14 protein-coding genes are annotated in these 19,068 nt (G+C 63.9%); 6 read left to right on the plus strand and 8 right to left on the minus strand.

Annotated elements, in window-relative coordinates; translation table 11 throughout:
- Positions 1 to 74: 74 nt before the first annotated feature.
- From NX780_RS04450 to NX780_RS04475, 6 genes are all read left to right on the plus strand, one after another.
- Complete coding sequence (locus tag NX780_RS04450) at positions 75 to 3,629, plus strand: indolepyruvate ferredoxin oxidoreductase family protein (RefSeq protein ID WP_258826642.1); 3,555 nt, start codon at positions 75 to 77, stop codon at positions 3,627 to 3,629.
- 112 nt (positions 3,630 to 3,741) lie between these two features.
- A complete protein-coding gene (gene icmF / locus NX780_RS04455) occupies positions 3,742 to 7,029 on the plus strand; it encodes a fused isobutyryl-CoA mutase/GTPase IcmF (RefSeq protein ID WP_258826643.1) in 3,288 nt (1,095 codons plus the stop codon).
- Between the two features lie 108 nt (positions 7,030 to 7,137).
- Positions 7,138 to 7,452 carry a hypothetical protein gene (locus NX780_RS04460; RefSeq protein WP_258826644.1) on the plus strand — a complete coding sequence of 105 codons (315 nt, stop codon included), beginning with the start codon at positions 7,138 to 7,140 and terminating at the stop codon, positions 7,450 to 7,452.
- A gap of 170 nt (positions 7,453 to 7,622) precedes the next feature.
- Complete coding sequence (prsT, locus tag NX780_RS04465; RefSeq protein ID WP_258826645.1) at positions 7,623 to 10,403, plus strand: XrtA/PEP-CTERM system TPR-repeat protein PrsT; 2,781 nt, start codon at positions 7,623 to 7,625, stop codon at positions 10,401 to 10,403.
- A 300-nt stretch (positions 10,404 to 10,703) separates the two neighbouring features.
- Positions 10,704 to 11,375 (plus strand): N-acyl amino acid synthase FeeM domain-containing protein, encoded by a 672-nt coding sequence (locus NX780_RS04470; RefSeq protein WP_258826646.1) that lies wholly within the window; start codon positions 10,704 to 10,706, stop codon positions 11,373 to 11,375.
- A gap of 85 nt (positions 11,376 to 11,460) precedes the next feature.
- Positions 11,461 to 12,330: a ThiF family adenylyltransferase gene (locus NX780_RS04475; RefSeq protein WP_258826759.1), complete on the plus strand. Its 870-nt coding sequence runs from the start codon at positions 11,461 to 11,463 to the stop codon at positions 12,328 to 12,330.
- 80 nt (positions 12,331 to 12,410) lie between these two features.
- On the opposite strand, the gene pepA is transcribed toward NX780_RS04475, so the two are convergent.
- The 8 genes from pepA to NX780_RS04515 all read right to left on the minus strand — a co-directional run bounded on the left by pepA (position 12,411) and on the right by NX780_RS04515 (position 18,919).
- Positions 12,411 to 13,259, minus strand: a complete 849-nt coding sequence (gene pepA, locus NX780_RS04480) for a flocculation-associated PEP-CTERM protein PepA (RefSeq protein ID WP_258826647.1) — start codon at positions 13,257 to 13,259, stop codon at positions 12,411 to 12,413.
- A gap of 144 nt (positions 13,260 to 13,403) precedes the next feature.
- Entirely contained in the window at positions 13,404 to 14,078 is a 675-nt protein-coding gene (locus NX780_RS04485) for a class I SAM-dependent methyltransferase (RefSeq protein WP_258826648.1), read from the minus strand.
- 116 nt (positions 14,079 to 14,194) lie between these two features.
- Positions 14,195 to 14,929 carry a GNAT family N-acetyltransferase gene (locus NX780_RS04490; protein WP_258826649.1) on the minus strand — a complete coding sequence of 245 codons (735 nt, stop codon included), beginning with the start codon at positions 14,927 to 14,929 and terminating at the stop codon, positions 14,195 to 14,197.
- A 239-nt stretch (positions 14,930 to 15,168) separates the two neighbouring features.
- A complete protein-coding gene (locus NX780_RS04495; RefSeq protein ID WP_258826650.1) occupies positions 15,169 to 15,921 on the minus strand; it encodes a GAF domain-containing protein in 753 nt (250 codons plus the stop codon).
- Between the two features lie 76 nt (positions 15,922 to 15,997).
- The gene (locus NX780_RS04500) at positions 15,998 to 17,089 is read right to left on the minus strand and encodes a nucleotidyltransferase domain-containing protein (RefSeq protein WP_258826651.1); all 1,092 of its coding nucleotides are present in this window, start codon (positions 17,087 to 17,089) and stop codon (positions 15,998 to 16,000) included.
- Positions 17,086 to 18,000 carry an HprK-related kinase A gene (locus NX780_RS04505; RefSeq protein ID WP_258826652.1) on the minus strand — a complete coding sequence of 305 codons (915 nt, stop codon included), beginning with the start codon at positions 17,998 to 18,000 and terminating at the stop codon, positions 17,086 to 17,088. The genes NX780_RS04500 and NX780_RS04505 overlap by 4 nt, the downstream gene beginning before the upstream one ends.
- Positions 17,997 to 18,263, minus strand: coding sequence for an HPr-rel-A system PqqD family peptide chaperone (locus NX780_RS04510; RefSeq protein ID WP_258826653.1), 267 nt, complete (start codon positions 18,261 to 18,263; stop codon positions 17,997 to 17,999). The genes NX780_RS04505 and NX780_RS04510 overlap by 4 nt, the downstream gene beginning before the upstream one ends.
- A 14-nt stretch (positions 18,264 to 18,277) precedes the next feature.
- Positions 18,278 to 18,919, minus strand: coding sequence for a hypothetical protein (locus NX780_RS04515; RefSeq protein ID WP_258826654.1), 642 nt, complete (start codon positions 18,917 to 18,919; stop codon positions 18,278 to 18,280).
- Positions 18,920 to 19,068: the final 149 nt, after the last annotated feature.

Below are 19,068 nucleotides of genomic sequence, written 5' to 3' on the forward strand. Positions count from 1 at the left end.
CACTCCACGCGGTCACTATGCGCCCTGCCTACCCGGCGGCCGGCGCTGCACAGAACCACACGATGGAGACCCGCATGCCAGATACCGCCACGCCACAGGCCGTGGAGCCGGACACGTCCCGCTTGACCACTGTCACCCTCGACGACAAATACACCGCCCGCACCGGCAACATCTTCCTCTCCGGTATCCAGGCACTGGTGCGCCTGCCGATGATCCAGCGCGAACGCGACGCCGCCGCCGGCCTGAACACGGCCGGCTTCGTGTCCGGCTACCGCGGTTCGCCCCTGGGTGGTCTCGACGAGACCCTGTGGAAGGCCAAGGGCCACCTGGAAGCGAGCCACGTGCAGTTCGTCCCGGGCGTGAACGAAGACCTGGCGGCCACCGCCGTCTGGGGCACCCAGACCGTGGACCTGATCGGCCCCGCCAAGTACGACGGCGTGTTCGCCATGTGGTACGGCAAGGGCCCGGGCGTGGACCGCTGCGGCGACGTCTTCAAGCACATGAACCACGCCGGCACGGCGAAAAACGGCGGCGTGCTGCTGGTGGCCGGCGACGACCACGGCGCCTACTCTTCGACCCTGCCGCACCAGTCCGACCACATCTTCTCGGCCTGCATGATCCCCGTGCTCTACCCCTGCAACGTGCAGGAATACCTGGACCTGGGCGTGCATGGCTGGGCCATGTCGCGCTACTCGGGCTGCGCGGTGGCCTTCAAGGCCCTGGCCGACACGGTCGAATCGAGCGCCTCGGTCGACGCCGATCCCTTCCGCGTCGACGTGAAGTATCCGAAGGACTTCGTGATGCCGGAAGGCGGCCTGAATACCAGGCTGTCCTCGGTGCCGCTGGGCCAGCAGGCCCGCGCCCAGGAAGCGCTGATGCAGGACTACAAGATCTACGCGGCCCTGGCCTACGCCCGCGAGAACAAGCTCAATCGCACCACCATCGACAGCCCGGATGCGAAACTCGGCATCATCGCCTCCGGTAAATCCTATCTGGACGTGCTGGAAGCGCTGGAAGAACTGGGCATCGACGAAGCGATGGCCGCGAAAGTCGGCCTGCGCCTGTACAAGGTCGCGATGATCTGGCCGCTGGAGCCGGAAGGCGTGCGCGAATTCGCGCAAGGCCTGGAAGAGATCCTGGTGGTCGAAGAGAAGCGCCAGGTCGTCGAGTACCAGCTCAAGGAACAGCTCTACAACTGGCGCGACGACGTGCGCCCGCACATCGTCGGCAAGTTCGACGACAAGGGCGAGTGGGTCGCCCCGCGCGGCGACTGGCTGCTGCCGCCGAAGGCCGACTTCTCGGTGGCCCAGGTAGCGCACGTGATCGCCGGCCGCATCGCCCGCCTCGTCACCGACGAGACCACGCGCGATCTGATCAAGGCGCGCCTGGCCTTCCTGGAAGCGAAGGACGCCGTGTTGCAGAAGGCGATCACCACGCCTTTCCGCCCGGCCTTCTACTGCTCCGGCTGCCCGCACAACACCTCGACCAAAGTGCCGGACGGTTCCTTCGCGCTGGCCGGCATCGGCTGCCACGTGATGGCGACCTCGATCTACCCGGAGATGAACAAGCTGACCACGCACATGGGCGGCGAAGGCACGCCGTGGATCGGCCAGGCCGCGTTCTCGCAGGTGCCGCACGTGTTCCAGAACCTGGGCGACGGCACCTACTTCCATTCGGGTTACCTGGCGATCCGCGCGGCGGTGTCGGCCAAGGTCAACATCACCTACAAGATCCTGTACAACGACGCGGTCGCGATGACGGGCGGCCAGCCGGTCGACGGCGCCACGTCCGTGCCGCACATCGCCCAGCAGATGGCGGCCGAAGGCGTCAAGCGCATCGCGCTCGTGACCGAAGACCTGTCGCGCTATGCCGACCGTTCGAACCTGCCGGCGATGGTCACCCTGCACGACCGCAAGCACATGGACGACGTGCAGCGCGAGCTGCGCGAACTGCCGGGCGTTACCGTCATCATCTACGACCAGACCTGCGCCGCCGAGAAGCGCCGCCGCCGGAAAAAGAAAGAGTTCCCGGACCCGAACCAGCGCATGGTGATCAACGAAGCCGTCTGCGAAGGCTGCGGCGACTGCGGCATCCAGTCGAACTGCGTCTCGATCCTGCCGAAGGAAACGGAATTCGGCCGCAAGCGCCAGATCGACCAGTCCTCCTGCAACAAGGATTACTCCTGCGCTAAGGGCTTCTGTCCGAGCTTCGTCACCGTCGAAGGCGGCGCGCTCAAGAAGAGCAAGGCCGGCGTGTCGAAGAACGGCGCGGATGACGGCTGGGGCGCGCTGCCCGCCCCTGGCCTGCCGAGCATCGAGCATCCGTACAACATCCTCATCAACGGCATCGGCGGCACCGGCGTCATCACCGTCGGCGCCCTGATGGGCATGGCCGCCCACCTCGAAGGCAAGGGCGCCTCGGTGCTGGACATGACCGGCATGAGCCAGAAGAACGGTTCCGTCACCTCGCACGTGAAGATCGCCGCGACGCCGAGCCGCCTGCGCGCCCAGCGCATCGCCACCGGCGAAGCGGACCTGATCCTCGGCTGCGACATCCTCACCACCGGCGCCGCCGATGCGGTGTCCAAGATGCGCCCGGGCCGTACGCTCGCCATCGTCAACCTGCACGAGCAGCCGACCGGCACCTTCGCCCAGCAGCGCGACTGGGAGTTCCCGTCGGAAGACGTGCGCGCGCTGATCCTGGAAGCGGTGGGCGGCGAAGCGGGTGTCGATTTCGTCGACGCCACCAAACTCGCCACCGCCCTGATGGGCGATTCGATCGCCACCAACCTCTTCCTGATGGGTTACGCCTGGCAGAAGGGCCGTATCCCCTTGAGCGAAGCCGCCCTGCTGCGCGCGATCGAGCTCAATGGCGTGGCCGTGGCCTCGAACAAAATGAGCTTCCTGTGGGGCCGCCGCGCCGCCGTGGACTTCAAGCGCGTCGAGAAGCAGGCCATCCCTGCGCAAACCGTAGTGATCCAAATGCCGCAAAGCCTGGACAGCGTCATCAAGAAGCGCGTCGAGCACCTGACCGGCTACCAGGACGCGGCATATGCCGCCGTCTACGAAGACCTGGTCAAGCGTGTGCGCGAAGCTGAAACCAGCAAGGGCCTGGGCAGCAAGCTGTCGATGGCGGTGGCGAAGAACTACGCCAAGCTGATGGCCTACAAGGACGAATACGAAGTGGCGCGCCTGTACACCGACGGCCGCTTCGTCGAACAATTGAAGACCCAGTTCGAAGGCGACTTCTCGCTGAAGTTCAACCTGGCCCCGCCGCTGTTCGCGAAGAAGGACGCCAAGGGCCACATGGTCAAGGCGCAGTACGGCTCCTGGATGTTCGGCGCCTTCAGGCTGCTGGCGAAGTTGAAAGGCCTGCGCGGCGGCGCCTTCGACATCTTCGGCCACACCGCGGAGCGCAAGATGGAGCGCGCCCTGATCGTGGAATACCGCGAGATGGTGGAAGCCCTGGTCGCCAGGCTGGACGCAGGCAACCACCCTGACGCGGTCGAACTGGCATCGCTGCCGGAACAGATCCGCGGCTTCGGCCACGTGAAGGAAAAGGCCGTTGCCGAATTCCGCGTACGTAAGGCGGAGCTGCTCTCCGGCAACATCAAGCGCCGCGCCGCGTAATACCCGGGGGGGTGGGCAACGATCCACCCCCATGCCTGGCTTGACGTTAACGTTAACGTCATATACCGTAGCAAACTACCCCCGTCCTCCCGAATCCCAAGGACCCACACCCATGAACGACATCACTTCCGCCGCCAAACTGGACCTGCCGGAGCAGCCGAAGCTGGCCAACAAGGTGCGCTTCGTCACCGCCGCTTCCCTGTTCGATGGCCATGACGCCTCGATCAACATCATGCGCCGCATCCTGCAGTCGAACGGCGCCGAAGTGATCCACCTGGGCCACAACCGCTCGGTCGACGAAGTCGTCACCGCGGCACTCAGCGAAGACGTGCAGGGCATCGCCATCTCGAGCTACCAGGGCGGCCACGTCGAATACTTCAAGTACATGATCGACCTGCTGCGCCAGCGCGGCGGCGCCCACATCAAGGTCTTCGGCGGCGGCGGCGGCGTGATCGTCCCGAGCGAGATCGAGGAACTGCACGCCTACGGCGTCACCCGCATCTTCAGCCCGGAAGACGGCCAGCGCATGGGCCTGGTGGGCATGATCCGCTCGATGCTGGAAAGCTGCGACGTCGATCTCTCGTCCTATGCGCCGACGTCGATCGACGCGCTGCGCGCGGGTGACGTCGCCGAACGCCATCGTCCCCTGGCCCAGCTGATCACCGCCTTGGAGAGCGGCAAGGTCGACCCAGGCCTGCGCACGCAGATCGTGGAAGCGGCCGACACCGTCAAGGCCCCGGTGCTGGGCATCACCGGCACCGGCGGCGCGGGCAAGTCCTCGCTGACCGATGAACTGATCCGCCGCATCCGCCTCGACCAGGGCGACCGCCTGAACATCGCCGTCATCTCGATCGACCCTTCGCGCCGCAAATCAGGCGGCGCCCTGCTGGGCGACCGCATCCGCATGAACGCGATCAACCCGTGGAACGGCCAGGCGCGCGTCTTCATGCGCTCGCTCGCCACCCGCGAAGCCGGTTCCGAGATCTCGCAGGCCCTTCCGGACGTGATCGCGGCCTGCAAGGTGGCCGGTTTCGACCTCGTGATCGTCGAGACCTCGGGCATCGGCCAGGGCGACGCCGCCATCGTGCCGCACGTCGACACCTCGATGTACGTGATGACCCCGGAATTCGGCGCCGCCTCCCAGCTCGAGAAGATCGACATGCTGGACTTCGCCGACTTCATCGCCATCAACAAGTTCGACCGCAAGGGCGCCCAGGACGCGCTGCGCGACGTCGCCAAGCAGTACCAGCGCAACCGCGAACTGTGGAGCCGCCAGCCGGACGAGATGCCGGTCTACGGCACCCAGGCCTCGCGCTTCAACGACGACGGCGTCACCGCGCTGTACCACGGCCTGCTGCCGAAGCTCGCCGAACTGGGCCTGAAGGTCGAGCCGAGCAAGCTGGCTGCGCCTTCGCAAAAATACTCGAGCGGCAAGAACGTCATCGTGCCGCCCGCCCGCGCGCGCTACCTCGCCGAGATCGCCGACACCGTGCGCGGCTACCACCGCAACGTCAGGAAGCAGGTGCAGCTGGCCCGCGAGCGCCAGCAGCTGAGCGAGACCAAGCGCATGCTGGCGGCCGCCAACCGTGACGTGGTCCTCGACGACCTGATCACCGAACGCGACAACGCCATGGAAGGCGGCGCGAAAAAACTGCTGGCCATGTGGCCCGACATGCAGGCCGCCTACGCCGGCGACGACTACGTGGTGAAGATCCGCGACAAGGAAATCCGTACCCGCCTCGTGCAGAAGACCCTGTCGGGCAACCCGATCCGCAAGGTCGCCCTGCCGAAGTTCGAGGACCACGGCGAGATCCTGCGCTTCCTGATGCTGGAAAACGTGCCGGGTTCCTTCCCCTACACGGCCGGCGTGTTCGCCTTCAAGCGCGAAGGCGAAGACCCGACCCGCATGTTCGCGGGCGAAGGCGACGCCTTCCGCACCAATAAACGCTTCAAGCTGGTCTCGACCGGCATGGATGCGAAGCGCCTGTCGACCGCTTTCGACTCGGTGACCCTGTACGGCGCCGACCCGGCCCTGCGTCCCGACATCTACGGCAAGGTCGGCAACTCCGGCGTCTCGATCGCGACGCTGGACGACATGAAGGTGCTGTACGACGGCTTCGACCTGTGCAGCCCGAGTACGTCCGTCTCGATGACCATCAACGGCCCGGCCCCGACCATCCTGGCGATGTTCATGAACACCGCCATCGACCAGCAGATCGACAAGTTCGTGCTCGATAACGGTCGCCAGCCGACCGACGACGAGGCCCAGAAGATCAAGGACTGGGTCCTGATGAACGTGCGCGGCACCGTGCAGGCCGACATCCTGAAGGAAGACCAGGGCCAGAACACCTGCATCTTCTCTACCGAGTTCTCGCTCAAGGTCATGGGCGACATCCAGGAGTATTTCGTGCACCACCAGGTGCGCAACTTCTACTCGGTGTCGATCTCGGGCTACCACATCGCCGAAGCCGGTGCGAACCCGATCTCGCAGCTGGCCTTCACGCTGTCGAACGGCTTCACTTTTGTCGAAGCCTACCTCGCGCGCGGCATGCACATCGACGACTTCGCCCCGAACCTGTCCTTCTTCTTCTCGAACGGCATGGATCCGGAATACACGGTGCTGGGCCGCGTCGCGCGCCGCATCTGGGCAGTCGCCATGCGCGACAAATACGGCGCCAACGAGCGCAGCCAGAAGCTGAAGTACCACATCCAGACCTCGGGCCGCTCGCTGCACGCGCAGGAGATCGACTTCAACGACATCCGCACCACGCTGCAGGCCCTGATCGCGATCTACGACAACTGCAACTCGCTGCACACCAACGCCTACGACGAGGCGATCACGACGCCGACCGACGAATCCGTCCGCCGGGCCTTGGCCATCCAGCTGATCATCAACCGCGAATGGGGCCTGGCGAAGAACGAGAACCCGAACCAGGGATCGTTCATCATCGACGAGCTGACCGACCTGGTTGAAGAGCAGGTGATGCAGGAGTTCGAGCGCATCGCCGAACGCGGCGGCGTGCTGGGCGCGATGGAAACCGGCTACCAGCGCGGCAAGATCCAGGAAGAGTCGATGCTGTACGAGCACCAGAAGCACGACGGTACCCTGCCGATCATCGGCGTGAACACCTTCCGCAACCCGAAGGGCGCGGGTGCTCCGGCGACGATCGAGCTGGCCCGCTCGACCGACGACGAGAAGCAGTCGCAGCTGACCCGCCTGGAAGCCTTCCACGCCAGGAATGCCGACAAGGCCCCGGCCGCGCTGGCCGCCCTGCAGCAGGCCGCGATCGACAACGAGAACGTGTTCGCGAAACTGATGGACGCGGTGCGCGTCTGCTCGCTGGGCCAGATCACGACCGCGCTGTTCGAGGTCGGCGGCCAGTATCGCCGCAATATGTAAGTCCCCTGCCGCCGCCCGCGCCCGCGGGCGGCATATCTGCGCAAACCCGTGGGCCGCGGCGCCCACTTCCGCCTAGAATGACTTCACACCCACTCGTGGAGTTCATGCATGCCCATCCAGCCCGAACAGCTTGCCGCCCTGATGCACGAGGTCGAACAGGAAGACCCGATCGACTTCGCCGACCTGCCCTTCCCCGAGGATGAGCTGCGCACCCTGGTGGCCACCCACCTGTGCGAGATGGCCGCCGCCATGGAGAAGTTCAGCACCGAGGACCGCTTGATGACCCTGCTCGCGGTATCGGCCAAGCTGGTGCTCGAAAATCTCGTCCTGCACGTGCAGCTGCTGCGCCGCCACGGCCTGCCGGTGGGCGACAATGTCGAGGCCCTGCTGGGCCGGCTGCGCAAGGGCGAGGCGCCGGAATAGGCCAGATCCTGCTACTTCGCGTATTGCTATTTTCCGTAAGCAACAGTTGGGAAGAATCCGCAACAAACCCTCAACCTTGTTGCGTTGGCACACGATTCCATCATGTATTATTGTTACCGAGTTAATTCGCATCAATATGCGATGCTCCTGACAACCCACAAGGAATCACGATGCCGCGCCACGCCTCCAAGCTCAACAAGCTTTCCGCAGCCCTTCTTTCCAGCGTTTTCCTGATGGCAGGCCTGTCGGCCTGCAGCAATAACGAGTCGACCGCCACCTTGCTGGCCGAAGCCAAGCAATACCAGCAGAAGGGCGATCTGAAGGCCGCCATGATCCAGCTGAAGAACGCGGTGGCGAAGAGCCCGGAGGACGGCGAAGCGCGCATGCAGCTGGGCATGCTGCACCTGGAAGTGGGCGACGCGGTCTCGGCCGACAAGGAACTGCGCAAGGCGCGCTCGCTCGGCGTCGACGCCGGCCGTGTCCTGCCGTTGCTGGGCAAGGCGAACATGCAGCGCGGCCAGGCCCAGGCCGTGCTGGAAGATATCACTGCCGAGCAGGCCAAGGGCTCGGCGCCTCTCCTGACCCTGCGCGGCGACGCCCTGCTGGTCGCCGGCAAGCCGGACGAAGCCAAGGCGGCTTTCGATGCCGCGCTCGCGGTCGACCCGAATTCCGGCGCGGCCCTGCTGGGCCTGGCGCGTCACGCCATGCGAAGTGGGGACAAGATCGTGGCCGAAACCTTCCTGGCGCAGGCGCTGGCCAAGGATCCGAAAAACCCGGACGTGTGGATGGCGCAGGGCACCGTGCACCGCATGGACGGCAAGCAGGACGAAGCCATCGCGGCCTATAACGAAGTCCTGAAGCTCAAGCCGAACCACCGCGACGCCTTCATCGAGAAGGCCTATGTCGAAATCGCCCGCGGCAAGTTCCCTGAGGCGAAGGCGGCCATCGAGGGCGCCGAGAAGGCGGCCCCGGGCAACCTGCTCGTGACCTATACCCGCGCGCTGTATGAATTCTCGCAGGGCAAATATGCCGTGGCGCATGAGTCGCTGCTGAAGATCCTGAAGGTTGCTCCGGACCACATGCCGACCCTGCTGCTGGCCGGCGCCTCCGAGATGAACCTCGGCCAGATACAGCAGGCCGAACAGCATCTACGCAAGTACATCGAAAGCAACCCGAACAATATTTACGCCCGCAAGCTGCTGGCCCAGACCCTGCTCAAGAGCAGCCAGCCCGCCGACGCGGCCGCGGCGCTGGCGCCCGTGCTGAAGGACGGCAGTCGGGACGCCCAACTGCTGGCGCTGGCCGGCCAGTCCTATATGCAGGTGCGCGACTTCGACAAGGCCAGCGGCTACCTGGAGAAAGCGGCCGAGCTGGCTCCCAAAGCGGCCGGCGTGCGCACCTCGCTTGGCCTGTCCAAGCTCGCCCAAGGCGACCAGGCGCGCGGCCTCAAGGAACTCGAAATGGCGACCTCGCTCGACCCCAAGTCGGCCGAAGCCAGCATCGCCCTGGTCCAGACCCAGATGGGCATGAAACAGTACGATAAGGCGCTGGAAACCATCGCCGGCATGGAGCAGCGCCAGCCGGACAATCCGCAGGTGCACAACCTGAAAGGCATCGTGCTGCAATCGAAGGGCGACTCCACGAAGGCGCGCGCCGCGTTCGACAAGGCAGTGGCGCTGCAGCCGACCTTCATCGCGGCGGTTGCCAACCTGGCGCGCCTGGACCTGGCGCAGAAACAGCCGGATGCGGCCAAGGGACGCTTCCTGAAAGTTCTCGAAAAGGACAAGAACAACATCGAAGCAATGACCGCGCTCGCCGAGCTGGCCATGGCCCAGAAGCGTCCGGAGGAAACCACCAGCTGGCTCGAGAAAGCCAGCAATGTCAATCCGGATGCAGTGTCGCCCGCGCTCAATTTGGGCATGCACTACCTGCGCATCAAGCAGCCGGAGAAGACACTGACCCTGGCGCGCAAGCTGCAACCGGCCAACCCGACCAATGCGGCATTGCTGGAAATGCTCGGACAGGCCCAGATGGCGTCCAAGGATACCGCAGGCGCGCTCGACACCTACGGCAAGCTGGCAGCCGTGATGCCGAAGTCGGCGTTGGCCCAGATGCGCCTGGCTGGTGTGTACCAGGTCATGAAGAACGACGCCTCCGCCGCGACCCATCTACGGCGCGCCATCGACCTGCAGCCGAATTTCATCCCGGCTCGCCTGGCCCAGATCGAGATGGCCATGCGTAGCGGCCGTGGAGAAGAAGCCCTGCAGATCGCGCGCGAAGTGCAAAAGCTCGATCCGAAGGCCGCAGTCGGTTACATGCTCGAAGGGGACGTACTGATGGCGCAGCAAAAGCCGGCCCTGGCCGCCCACGCCTACGAGAAGGCCCAGTCCCTCGGCGCCGCGCCGGAGCTGTTTGCCAAGACCCTGCAGGCGCTCGGCATGGCCGGCAAGACCAAGGAGGTGAAATCGCGCGGCGCCCAGTGGCTGAACCAGCATCCTGACGACGTGCGTGTGGCGCTGATGGTCGCGGAATCCAACCTGGCCAGCAAGGAATTCAAACCGGCGATCTCGATTCTGGAGCGCGCGCTCAAGGCCGCGCCGAACAGCCCGCTGGTGTTGAACAACCTGGCCTGGGCCTACCAGCAGGAGAAGGATCCGCGCGCGCTGGCGACTGCGGAACAGGCATACAAGCTGGCCGGCGATAATCCAGGCGTGATGGATACCCTGGGCTGGCTGCTGGTAGAGAAAGGCGACACCGCACGCGGCCTGCCGCTCTTGCAGAAAGCCTCGGAAAAGGCGCCTACCTCTCCTGAAATCCGCTATCACCTGGGCGTCGCCCTGCATAAATCCGGCGACAAACAGGGCGCGCGCAGGGAAATCGACAAGGCGATCGCCCAAAACATCCCATTCAACGATATTGAGGCCGCGCGCGCATTGCTCAAGACCCTGTAAGTTGATAATATATTGATACGAAACTGTCGAGTTTCCATCCCGCTGCAATGCCCGCATTGCAGCGCCAAAGCCCCTTTGGAAGGGGCTGCGGAAATCGACGCACAAGCCATGCCTCAATGTAAGGACATGGCAGGCCAAAACCCGGCGCATTCCTGAAACCTTCCCATGCCGTTGATTCGGCACGGGATGGAGTATTCCTGCGCTCCTTTCCGGCCGGGCTAATTGGCTGCTTCCCTAGCGAACGCGCGAACTACGTCGATCGCGCTACTATGGCAGCCTCATATTTCGAGGATATTTATCGTGAATGACGATTCGTACGGAATTCGTCTCACCGATACTGCCGAAGGCCGAAATTCGGCCAGCATGCTGGTGAAACGGATGTATGCCCGTCGCGGGTATACGGGCACCGGCACGCGTCATGTCCTCGACGAGAGCAACCGCGTGACGCTAACTGCCACCGACCGCGGCGACGTGGTCGGCACCGTGACGATCGGCATCGACTCCGAGCGCGGCCTGATGGCCGACGAGTTGTTCAAGGACATCCTGGACGAGCACCGCGCCCGTGGCGCGCGCCTGTGCGAATGCACCAAGCTGGCCTTCGACCTCTCCGAGCGTTCGCGCGTGCCGCTGGCCAACGTCTTCCACCTAGCGCTGATCTATGCACGCGACCTGTACGATTGCACCGACGTCGTTATCGAGATCAATCCACGCCATAGGCGTTTCTATGAACGGATGCTCGGGTTCCGCCAACAGGGTGAATTGAAGATCAATCCGCGCGTAAATGCGCCGGCCTATCTGATGCACCTCACCCTCGAATACGTGGGCGAGCAGGTGGAACGCTATGGCGGCACGTTCGATTCCCCTGCCGGCAGTGCCGAACGATCGCTCTATCCTTATTTCTTTTCGCCTCGCGAGGAACGCGGTATCATCAACCGCCTGCTGCGCATGGACGAGCAGAGTGGTTCCAGATAGCAAGGCGATTCAGCGCCAGTGATCGACGTCATTGGCAATCCCGGCAGTCGCATCCCGCGTGCCGGTCAACCGTTTCCACCCTTCGATGAATAACCCGTTTCGCTACGAGCAGGCTTTTGCGCGCAATATTGGCTGGATCACCCAGGACGAACAACAGGTTCTACGAGGCAAGCGCGTAGCGATTGCCGGTATTGGAGGCGTAGGTGGCGTCCATCTGCTGACACTGGTGCGCCTCGGTGTTTCAAAGTTCAATATTGCCGATTTCGACACCTTCGATATACCGAACTTCAATCGCCAAGTCGGGGCGATGATGTCGACCCTCGGGCAACCCAAGGCGGAAGTGTTGGAACGCATGGCCAAGGACATCAATCCCGAAGTCGAGATCCGCGTATTCGGCAATGGCGTCGATGCGGGCAACCTTGACGATTTCCTGGGTGATGCCGACCTGTATGTGGACGGCCTGGATTTCTTCGCTTTCGACGCCCGGCGCCAGACCTTCGCGCGTTGCGCGCAACTGGGTGTGCCTGCCACCACGGCGGCTCCGCTCGGCATGGGCGCCGCCCTGCTGAATTTCATGCCCGGCAAAATGACCTTCGAAGAGTATTTCCAGTGGGGCGATTTACCTGATATCGATAAAGCCATCCGCTTCGCCGTCGGCCTGGCGCCTGCCGGTCTGCACCGCCCTTATCTGGTGGTGCCGGAATCGGTCAACTTCGATGAACAGCGCGGTCCCTCTACTTTCATGGCTTGCCAGCTATGCGCCGGCATCATCGGCACCGAGGCCCTGAAGATCCTGCTCGGCCGCGGCGAGGTACTGGCGGCGCCCCATGGCATGCAGTTCGACGCCTATCGCAACAAGCTCAAGCGGACCTGGCGTCCAGGCGGCAACAGCCACCCGATTCAGCGGCTCGCCATCGCCATCGGCAAACGCCAGTTCGCCAGCAAGTTCAAGTAGAAGCAGGGCGAAAAAAAATCCACTGCCGAGGCAGTGGATTTTTTTTACATGGATCCGGGAAACCGGATCCGATGACAGGCTTACTTGGCTTGCTTGCGGCGACGCGCAGCGCCCAGACCCAGCAGGCCGAGGCCCAACAGGCCGACCGATGCCGGTTCCGGCACTTCATTGGCGAAGACCACGTCCAGCGAACCATTGATCGACTGGGTGCCGGTCGGAGTGAAGCGGTTCAACTGGCCCGACTGGAACGACAGGTTGTAGAACGGGGTCGGATCGATGAAGAAGTTCATGCCGGCGGCGGTCAGCTCGAAGCTGGTGGTCGAGCCGAAGCTGCCACAGTTGATACCCGAACCGCTACCACCCGAGCAGGTGCTCAGGGTCGGATCCAGGTTACCCTCGCCAGCCAGCGGGTTGCCAGTTGCCAGCAGGATGTCGTCGCCTGCATTCGCGCGGGCATAGGCCGTAGCGCCGGTAGCGGGGGCGGCGAAGGTCGTGTCGACGTTGTCGTCCAGGTAAACCGCCAGGTTACCGGTGCCTTCGCTGAAGCTGAAGCTCGCGCGGCCATTTGCGCCGGTGGTGAACGTGCCCGATGCGGTGTACAGAGCATACAGGCCATAGTCGAAACCCAGGCCGGTCGTCAGGGTCGGCAGTTCATCCGGGTCATCCGAACCGCTGTTGTTGATAAACTGGCCAGCAACCCAGCGCAGCGAGACCTGGAAGGTGCCGCCGGTGGCGCTGGTTGGGGTGAAGGTAGCGATCTCGGCATAGCCGCCGGTGATGCGGTCAGCGGTGAACGGGGCGTTAATCGTCGGGCCGGCCGGCTTTACGACGAACTGATTGAAGACATCGGCGTGCGCATTTGCGCCAGCAAACATCGACATTGCGGCGATTGCCGACGCGAGAACCTTCTTCGAAAACAGTGCTTTCATCTTTGATCTCCTGGTTAGTCTGAACCTTGCACCGCTGTATTAGCAAACGCCGTGCCAGCCGAACCAATCCTTTTAAAATCAATCACTTATAGAAGTTTAATCGAGCCGAGAATAAGAACTGTAAAAAAACCCGACATGCGCCGTTCACTGTGCGATCAAGGGTTTGCGCGCAATCACATTCCAAGTGTTGCCTGACTTAAATTCAGAGGCGATTTCGTATCCGGCATCGAGCATCTTGCGGCGAATGTCTTCTTCGCGGAAAGGGCTGTACAAGATGCCCTTCTTGATACCCCAGTCGTTGATCTTCTGCGCCGCCCAGCGCAGCGGGGCGAAGCCGCTCGGATACAGCAGCACATTGGCCGCCAGCGTGCCGCCTGGTTTGAGCACGCGCCGGATGTCGCGCAGCGCTCCGTCGACGGTCGGGAAGCAGTGGATCGAGTTGGCGATGTTCGCCGTATCGAAATGGTTGTCCGGGAAAGGCAGGTCAGCCGCGTCGGCGTGCTGCACCTTGACCTGCGGATCCTTTGCAAACCGCTTCTTGGCGCCCGCCAGCATCGACGGCGCATAGTCGATGCCGACCACGTTCACCTTCGGCAGCTTGCGGCGGCGGCGCCAGTTCAAGATCATTTCCAGCAAGGTGCCGGTGCCGCAGGCCACTTCCAGGTGATCGGGTCCAAAATTCGGGCCGAAGAAGCGCATCTGGGTGCCGATCGTGCTGTTGTAGGCGAAGGTGAGGATGAAGAAGCCGCGTATGTCGTACCACCATGGCTCGGAGGAATAGGCTTCGGCGATTTCGTCGCGGGTCTTACCGGTAGTCATGGTCGTTCCTTGTTAATGGAAATAGAGCGAGGACAACTGAAGGAGCGAATATAGGTGCTTCCTGCAGGCCAGGCAAGTCATGGAAGTTAGCTCCCCCTCCGAAAGGGGGCGCGGACTCAGCCGATGCGCTTCAGGCGAGCGATGATGCCGGCCTCTTCGCGCGGGGAGAAAAAATAGGGGAAGAGCGAGCGGTCGCCAACCGCATGGTCGCCCTGCCCCGCTACTTCGGCGATGCGGCGGGTGCCCAGGGCGGTATTGCCGCGCAGCAGGACCGCCGGCGCGTCGACTCGCGGATTGGGACGCGATTCGCATTCCACCACGAAGTCTAGCATTGCCTCGTAGAAACGGCGGTGACGCGGGTTCACTTCGATGAAGATGTCGCTGCAGCCATGCAGGTCACGGGCATAGATGAAGGCCACATGGAACAGGGAGCCCAGCACCGCCTTGGACTTTACGCCAGGATCGATCGCCAGCTTGATAAGCTCGCATACCTTGCCGCCATTTGCGCGGTAGGGATCGATGTGGTCCTTGAACACCTGGTCACACAAGAGGCCGACGTCGGAATCCAGGTTCAGGCTCAGGGTGCCGATCACCTCGCCCTTGCTGGTGGCCGTCAGGGTGATGCGGTTTGGATCTTTACCCACGGTGTGATTGCCGCTATAGCCACGCCAGGCGTACATCTTGCTGATGAGCATGCTGGCCGAGTTGCGGTGTTCATCGACATCCGCCGCGCGGATGCCAAACACACTCTCGTTGATGGCGACGTCAACGATATTGGGCGAATACGACTCGCTGCCGTGGTCAGCCGTGTTGCTGTGGCCGACTTCTTCTGTCACTACGGTATCGATCATCGGTATTCTCCAGGCGGATGGACAGGGCATGCCGCAGTCGGGACTGTCTCATATCATAGCACTTGGTATTCCAACGTATCAATAAATTAATGCGGGCAACATTTCTTTCTATCATATCCACTACTCTTGCACCGTTCCACCCCCTCGAATGGTGGCAAAAATTACAACAACTAAAGAATAGAACTGTTATAAATACTGCATGCGCGTGTAAAGAATTCCGACATACCTCAAAAAGCCTGTCAGAGTCCAAGCCGCTTGTCCTTGCTTTTTTCCTGCTGGATATCTTGATGCAATTGGCCGATCAGCTCGGAAGCGGCCGCGACAATGTGTGCCGATCCGAAGCCGGCCCGCGTCATTTCCCGGAACAGGGAACGGGCCAGGATCCTGGCCACATCTTCGGGGTTGCGGTAAGACAAGCGGTCCCCATCGGCATCCGGCCCGCTTTCCTGCAGCAGCGCCAGCTGCGCGAAGCGTGAATCGAGCAGGTGCCGCAGCTGACTCAGCTGCAGGGATTTCCCGATGAATGCGGCAGCCACTTCGAGCAGGCACAGCGCCGCTTCGTCGAAGGGCGCCGTCCCGCTGCCATTGGCGGCATTGATGACGCCGGCGACCCGGCCCTCGACCCGGATCGGCGCACTCATGAGGCTGGCGCCAAGCGCCGTCCCGTGCCTGGCCAGGGCGGCGAACTCGGAATGCGCGATGTCATCCACCAGCAGCGCACTGCCCTTGGCCAGCACGCGGCCTGAAATGCCCTCGCCGCGCCGGATCGCCGCCTGCAGGGCCGCGTCCGGCAAAGGACCATGATGGGCCTGGATGCTCATGCAGGCATCGCCTTCGCCCGGGCTGCCCAGCAGCATGACCGAACAGCTGGCGGCGCCGACCAGCTCGGCCACGCGCCTGACCTGCCGGTCCAGTTGCGGCTCCGGCGCCTCGTCCGCCAGGAATTGCCGCAGGACCTGCAAACGGTTCGGGGAAATGTGCGCTGCTTGCATGCATACCTCGGGCGTCGGCCAGGATGGAGTGTGTTGATTTCAACACAACTCTTGAATTTCATGCAATCCCGTTGCGTTATCGACCCTGTGTGCCCGGCGAGCGCGGCGAAATGAATGCCTTGTGAAACAGGTGTTGGGCAAGCATCAGGGGCGGCATGCGCAGCCAGTTGCCGCGCACATACAGGGCAAAGCGTGCGCAGGCCGTGAAGCGGTCGGCGCAGCTCTCATGGTCGGGCTGCAGGGCGCGCTCGAACAGGGCGTCCATCAGCCGCAGCAGGACCGGATTGGGACGGCCCCGCCCCGCCGCCGCCACAACCTGCGGGGGAACGGCGGTGCCGAACAGGCGCCCGCTGTAGCGCAGGGCATAGAAGAGCGGGCGCGCCAGCTGCAGTTCGCATGCGCGCGCCGGCAGCGTGTCCCAGAATCCCGGCACGGCGCCGAAATGCTGCAGGAGGCGGTGGATGTCGAACAGGTCGCGCAGGCCCTTGTCGAACTCGCCGTCATGGAACAGGTGGGTGGCGCTGTGCAGCACCATGTCGACCGGGGCCAGCATGTGCCAGCCGGGATGGCCGGGCAGCGCCACGGCGGCGGCACGCAGCTTTTCTGGGTCGGGACGGACGCGCGCCGTGAGCGGCAGGATGGCGTGGTGCACGTCGATGGTGTTGCCCCGCTGCATATGCTGCATCGGGGGCAGCTCGTGCATCCAGGTGCGGTAATAGCGCTGGTCGTAGGCGTCGAGCGACGTCACCTTCCAGCCGGCCAGCATCAGCGCCGCCTCGACCTCGTCCAGGCGCGATTGCGGGACCAGGATGTCGATGTCGGAAAACAGGCGTCCGCGCGAGGCGGGCAGCCCGGCCATCAGGTAGGCCGAGCCTTTGAGCAGGATCAGCGGGATGCCCGTGCGCGCCAGCGCATCCGCGATTTGCCTGGCTTCGAACTGCGCGGCCTGGTGGTGGCGCCGGCCGCTCACGGCGGCCCATTCCAGGTGAGCCCGCGGGCGCGCCGGCACGGCGTCCAGCAGCCCGTGCTCGCTCGCCAGCAGGTAGAGGGTGAAGGCCAGCCTGGCCGCCACGGCCTGGCGCAGCAGGAGGTCCCAGTCGGCCGGCGCGAGGGCAGCCAGGCGCTGCGGTTGGCGCAGCACGGCAAGCAGGAGCGGCAAGTCCTTCATGCGCCCTCCCCGGCCAGCCGGTCGAAGGCTGTCACCGCATCGTCCAGCGCGCTGTAGGTGAAATCGTAGGCGGGGGCGGCATCGACGAGGCGAGCGACGCTCGAGAAGCCCTGGGCGCCCAGCAGGCTGTAGTTGAAGGCGTTCTCGGCGACGCGCAGGAAGGCGCGGGTGGAGGCGAGCGCTTCCAGGCGCGGCGCGGCGTCAGGTTGGTAGCGCGGGAAGATGACCCAGCCGGGCCGCGCCGTTTCCGCGGCGCGCCGCACGCTGTCCAGCGGAGCCTTCAGGTGCGCGATCGTCCCCTTGGCGGTATCGACCGAGGGCCGGCTGAAGACCGGATCGTGCGCGAACCCCTTGATCAGTCCGATCGACGCGTTCTTCAGGCTGATTGGACGCGGCAGCGGCGTCAGTTCGCCGCTTGCGGTGGAAATCAGCGCCAGTTCATCCGACAGCAGGCGCCAGCCGCGGCAGACCAGGGCGGCGCACAGCGTGCTCTTGCCGGAACCGGAAGGCGCCGGCAGGATCGCCGCCCGGCCGTTCTTTTCCACGACCGCGGCATGCAGGATCAGGTAATCGTGGGCGCGGCTCGAAACGCACCAGTTCAGCGCCCATTCGAACAGCGAGAAGGCATGGTCCGCAGGCAGGGGCAGGAAGGGCGCCACGCCGTCGAGGTCGAAGCGGGCCTGGGGGCGCAGCCAGCGCCGCAGGCCGCCCGAGGGGCGCAGGTTCAAGTGGAAATCGGCGAAGCCGGCCGGGTCGGCCAAGGGGTAGGCCCCGTACAGCAGCGCGATGCCTTCCGCCACCGCCGGCAGCGGGCTGCGGACGCTGGCGACGAAAGGCCCGGTGGCCAGGCGCAGGCCGGGGCCGGCCAGGCGCTCGCACAAGGCGCGGTAGGAGAGACCGCCGACATTCATGCAGGCTGCACCAGCATCAGTTCCTGCAGTTCGGCCAACAGCGCGGCGATATCCTCGGGCTCCTGCGCTTCGCCGCACAGGCCCTGCAGCGCCGCCGGCGCCAGGGGTCCGGCCTGCAGCGCGCGCAATACCTGCATGGCCTGCGCATCGAGCAGATGGGTATCGCCCGACAGATCATTGAAAACGAGGTGTTCGTCGCCTGCGCCGTGATGCAGGAGGGCCTGGCCGGGAACCAGGCGCCAGGCGCCCGGGAATGCTTGCAACACGCCTGCAGCCCTTACATCATCGTGCTCTTCAGGTAGATGACGATGTCGGCGCCATTCCACACCACGTCTTTCTTGGGCGAATAGGTCTGGGTCCGGGCGTAGCTGTTCCAGATCTCCATCACTTCGCGCTCGGGCAGCTGCGGCACCTTGCCGGAACGCGCGTTCAGCAGCGCCGCCACGAGGTGGCGCGCCACATTATCCTGGTCGATATTCGTCTTGGGTCCCTTCGACTTGCCGGTATGTTTGGGCCCCATATCCTGGTCGACCACTTCGAGCAGCGTTTGCGTAGCAAGCGGCGCGGTGAAGGTGCTACCGCAACTGAACACCTTGGAAAATTCGGTTTCGGTACTCAAGCCCGCCTTCTCCCACTCCCCCGTCCATCTGGACCAGTAGCCGGGAGAACGGCCGCTGCAACTGGCGCCGGGAGAAATACTCGCATTCGGTCCGGAGGCAAAACCCGAGGTGGTGGTGCAGGTCATCGCCATCCCCGGCTTGCTGACCAGGGTCATGATGACGCCGCCGGCAAGACCGGTCCTGGCGAAGCGCCGGCGCGCGGCGCCCTTGCTGCCGATTGCTTGCGCAGCAGGCAGGTCAGTGGAGACGGGCGTTTCAGGGTCGCGATGGTCTTGAGGAGTCACGATCGTGTCTTTCATGAGGCGGAATGAAGGCAGGGAAACAACAAATGACAAAAAGCAATTTTTATGCCACTGCAGACGCCGTCTTATTTCTTATTCTAAATCAAAAGTTTAGCCTTCCACCGTTTGGTCAAGCCGATGGTGTTGTAAGAATCATCGACAGCGTC

Origin of the sequence: Massilia agri, assembly GCF_024753255.1 — a bacterium.
In the GTDB taxonomy this organism is placed as follows: domain Bacteria; phylum Pseudomonadota; class Gammaproteobacteria; order Burkholderiales; family Burkholderiaceae_D; genus Telluria; species Telluria agri.

Excerpts from the sequence above, each read along its gene's own strand:
- NX780_RS04450 (WP_258826642.1), top strand. The coding sequence starts at position 75 with ATGCCAGATACCGCCACGCCACAGGCCGTGGAGCCGGACACGTCCCGC.
- icmF (WP_258826643.1), top strand. The coding sequence starts at position 3,742 with ATGAACGACATCACTTCCGCCGCCAAACTGGACCTGCCGGAGCAGCCG.
- NX780_RS04460 (WP_258826644.1), top strand. The coding sequence starts at position 7,138 with ATGCCCATCCAGCCCGAACAGCTTGCCGCCCTGATGCACGAGGTCGAA.
- prsT (WP_258826645.1), top strand. The coding sequence starts at position 7,623 with ATGCCGCGCCACGCCTCCAAGCTCAACAAGCTTTCCGCAGCCCTTCTT.
- NX780_RS04475 (WP_258826759.1), top strand. The coding sequence starts at position 11,461 with ATGAATAACCCGTTTCGCTACGAGCAGGCTTTTGCGCGCAATATTGGC.
- pepA (WP_258826647.1), bottom strand. The coding sequence starts at position 13,259 with ATGAAAGCACTGTTTTCGAAGAAGGTTCTCGCGTCGGCAATCGCCGCA.
- NX780_RS04485 (WP_258826648.1), bottom strand. The coding sequence starts at position 14,078 with ATGACTACCGGTAAGACCCGCGACGAAATCGCCGAAGCCTATTCCTCC.
- NX780_RS04490 (WP_258826649.1), bottom strand. The coding sequence starts at position 14,929 with ATGATCGATACCGTAGTGACAGAAGAAGTCGGCCACAGCAACACGGCT.
- NX780_RS04495 (WP_258826650.1), bottom strand. The coding sequence starts at position 15,921 with ATGCAAGCAGCGCACATTTCCCCGAACCGTTTGCAGGTCCTGCGGCAA.
- NX780_RS04500 (WP_258826651.1), bottom strand. The coding sequence starts at position 17,089 with ATGAAGGACTTGCCGCTCCTGCTTGCCGTGCTGCGCCAACCGCAGCGC.
- NX780_RS04505 (WP_258826652.1), bottom strand. The coding sequence starts at position 18,000 with ATGAATGTCGGCGGTCTCTCCTACCGCGCCTTGTGCGAGCGCCTGGCC.
- NX780_RS04515 (WP_258826654.1), bottom strand. The coding sequence starts at position 18,919 with ATGAAAGACACGATCGTGACTCCTCAAGACCATCGCGACCCTGAAACG.